Source organism: Streptomyces sp. C (genome assembly GCF_000158895.1).
In the GTDB taxonomy this organism is placed as follows: Bacteria; Actinomycetota; Actinomycetes; order Streptomycetales; family Streptomycetaceae; genus Streptomyces; species Streptomyces racemochromogenes.
Map to the genome: position 1 here is coordinate 899,949 of NZ_GG657750.1, position 3,051 is coordinate 902,999.

The 3,051-nt window shown below is 73.6% G+C and carries 1 protein-coding gene and 1 pseudogene; both read left to right on the top strand.

Annotated features, from left to right (window positions below; translation table 11 throughout):
- Positions 1–99: 99 nt before the first annotated feature.
- Positions 100–1,444 (top strand): annotated as a pseudogene (locus tag SSNG_RS04005) (GAF domain-containing SpoIIE family protein phosphatase); the annotation flags it as partial.
- 318 nt (positions 1,445–1,762) lie between these two features.
- A partial coding sequence (locus SSNG_RS04010; RefSeq protein WP_042802908.1) for an APC family permease occupies positions 1,763–3,051 on the top strand: 1,289 nt, incomplete at its 3' end.

Genomic DNA, 3,051 nt, shown 5'->3' on the forward strand with positions numbered 1-3,051 from the left:
CCGAGACCGGGACGGACCCCAGGGACGCGGCGGACGCCGAAAAACAGGGCGGATGCCGGGGACGGGGCCGGGCGCGGGGCGGGGCGGGGCGGCGGGGAGTGGTTGTCGGTGGGTCTGTACCCGGGCGTCTCGGGGGTGACGGTGACAAAAAAAGGCCGCCGAGCCGCCCGCCTACGCGCCGGGGTCGGTGCTCCGGCCGGGCGGCGGCCTCGGTTCGCCCGCGGACCGGGCCTCCTCCCTGTACCGGCCGGTGGCCCTGGCCATCGCGCTGACCGAGGCGGTCACCGCGCGCCAGGTGTCGGCCGTGGTCACCGAGGAGCTGCTGCCCGCTTTCGGCGGCCGGCAGCTGGCCATCTACATGCTCGACGAGCGCCACCTGTACCTCGCCTGGGAGACCGGCTTCCCCACGGGGTTCCTGGACCGCTTCGACGGGGTCTCGCTGCACGAGCGGCTGCCCGGGGTGGAGACCCTGACCTCGGGCCGGCCGCTGTTCTTCGAGTCGATGGAGCACCTCGCCGCGGCCTATCCGGGGATCCCGCTGGACGCCGAGGTCGGGGCGCGCGCCTTCCTGCCGCTGATCGCCTCCGGCCGCCCCGTCGGCTCCTGCATCCTCGGCTTCGACCAGCGGCGCGGCTTCAGCCCCGAGGAGCGTACGGTCCTCACCGCGCTGGCCGGCCTGATCGCGCAGGCCCTGGAGCGGGCCCGGCGCTACGACAGCGAGGCGGCGCTGGCCCGGGGGCTCCAGGCGGCCCTGCTGCCGCACCGGCTGCCCGTGCGGAAGGAGGTGGCCACGGTCGGCCGGTACCTGCCCGGGTCGGACGGCATGGAGGTCGGCGGCGACTGGTACGACGTCATCGAGACGGCCGGGGGCCGGCTGGCGCTGGTCATCGGGGACGTCCAGGGCCACGGGGTGGCGGCCGCCGCGACCATGGGCCAACTGCGCAGCGCCGTACGGGCCTTCGCACTCAGCGGGAACGCCCCGGACGAGGTGGTGCGGGGTACGAACCAGCTGCTGATCGACCTCGATCCGGGCCAGTTCGCCAGCTGCTGCTACGTGCTGCTGGACCCCGGCTCCGGCCGGGCCCTGGCCGCCCGCGCCGGGCACCCGCAGCCGCTGCTGCGGCGGGCCGACGGCCGGGCGGAGGTGCTGGACCTGGCGGGCGGGGTGGTGCTCGGCATCGACCCGGGGGCGCGGTACCCGGTGACGGAACTGGCGCTGGCGCCCGGCGAGGTGCTGGCCCTGTACACGGACGGGCTGGTGGAGAAGCGGGGGGCGGACATCGACGACGGGGTGGAGCAGCTGCGGGCGGCGCTGGCCGCGGCCCGGCCGTCCCCGCTGACGGAGACGGCCGACCGGCTGGTCGCCGAGGCCGCCCGCACGCCGGACCGCCCGGACGACATCGCCCTGCTGCTGGCCTCCCGCACCGCGGGCCCGGCCGCCTGACGTCCCGGCCGCCCGCCCCGGCCAGGCGAGGCCAGGCCAGGCCAGGCCCGGCCAGGCAAAGCGGAGGGAAATTCATTGGATCTCGCTGCGGTTCCCGCACCCCCCACCCGGCCAATATTTACGCGGCCTTAACACGCATCCGGCGCGCCAGAGGGGTGATCCACGATGGATTCCGCAGGTGAACACCTATTGACCTGCGGATCTCGTGGAGCTTGCATAGCGGCCCGGGAGCCACGCGAACGAAGTGCCCACCACCGCCCCGGAGGCGATACCGCTCCCGCACTCCTTCACCACACTGCCGATCGGAACCCCGCACCGATGACTGACACGATCAGCGCACCCCAGGCCCTCGCCCCGGCCACCGGTCCCACCCCGCAGAAGCTCAAGCGTTCCATCGGCGTCGTCGGCGGGACCCTGCTCACGCTGTCGTGCGTGACGCCCGCCTCGACCCTCTTCGTCGTCGTGCCCGACCTCTTCTCGGGTCTCGGCACCTGGACCGCGCTCACCATCGCCATCGGCTCGCTGCTCTGCGTCGGCGTGGCCTTCTGCTACTCGGAGCTGGGCACGCTCATCCCCAGCGCCGGCGGCGAGTACGCCATGGTCTCCACCCTCGCGGGCCGGCTCGCCGGCTGGCTGGTCTTCGTGCTGTCCCTGCTCGTCGTGATGATCGTGCCGCCCGTGATCGCCATGGGCACGGCCGACTACCTCTCCCCCGTGATCGACGTACCGGCTCCGGTGGCCGGCGGCGCCGTGATGCTGCTCGCCACCCTCGCTGGTCTGCTGGACCTGCGCGCCAACGCCTGGATCACGGGCGTCTTCCTCGTGCTGGAGGTGGTCGCCGCCGCACTGGTCGCGGTGCTCGGCTTCGCCCACAGCGAGCGGGGCGCCGACGCCCTGGTGCACGGTTCGGTGGCCGCCGAGGGCGGCGGCGTCTCCACGGTGACGGCCATGATGGTGGTCTCCGGTCTGGCGATCGCGCTCTTCGTCACCCAGGGCTTCTCCACCGCCGTCTACCTCTCCGAGGAACTGGAGCAGCCGCGCCGCAACGTCCCGCGGACCGTGCTCGCGACCCTCGCGATCTCCTCCGCCGTGATCCTGGTCCCGGTCATCGCGATCACCCTGGGCGCCCCGGACCTGGAGGCGCTGACCTCCGGCGACCTCGGCGCGATGGTGACGGCCTGGTCGAACTCGGCCGTCGGTACCTTCGTCAGCCTGTGCGTGGCCCTGGCCATCGTCAACGCCGGCATCGTCATGGTCATCCAGAACTCCCGGGTGCTCTTCGCCTCGGCCCGCGACAAGGCCTGGCCCGAGCCGGTCAACCGCGGCCTGTCGCGGCTGGGCCGCTTCGGCTCCCCCTGGGTGGCCACGCTGCTGGTCGGCCTGCCGGGCGCGGCGATGTGCTTCGTCAACCTCGACACCCTGTACGGGGTGACCGGCGTGTCGGTGACCGGCATGTACCTGCTGGTCGCGGTGGCCGCGCTGTTCAGCCGGCGCGGCGCGCACGGCGAGAAGGCCGCCTGGCGGATGCCGCTGTGGCCTGCGGTGCCGATCGCGCTGGTCCTCGTGTTCGCGTACATCCTGACCCAGCAGGAGACCGAGTACCTGCT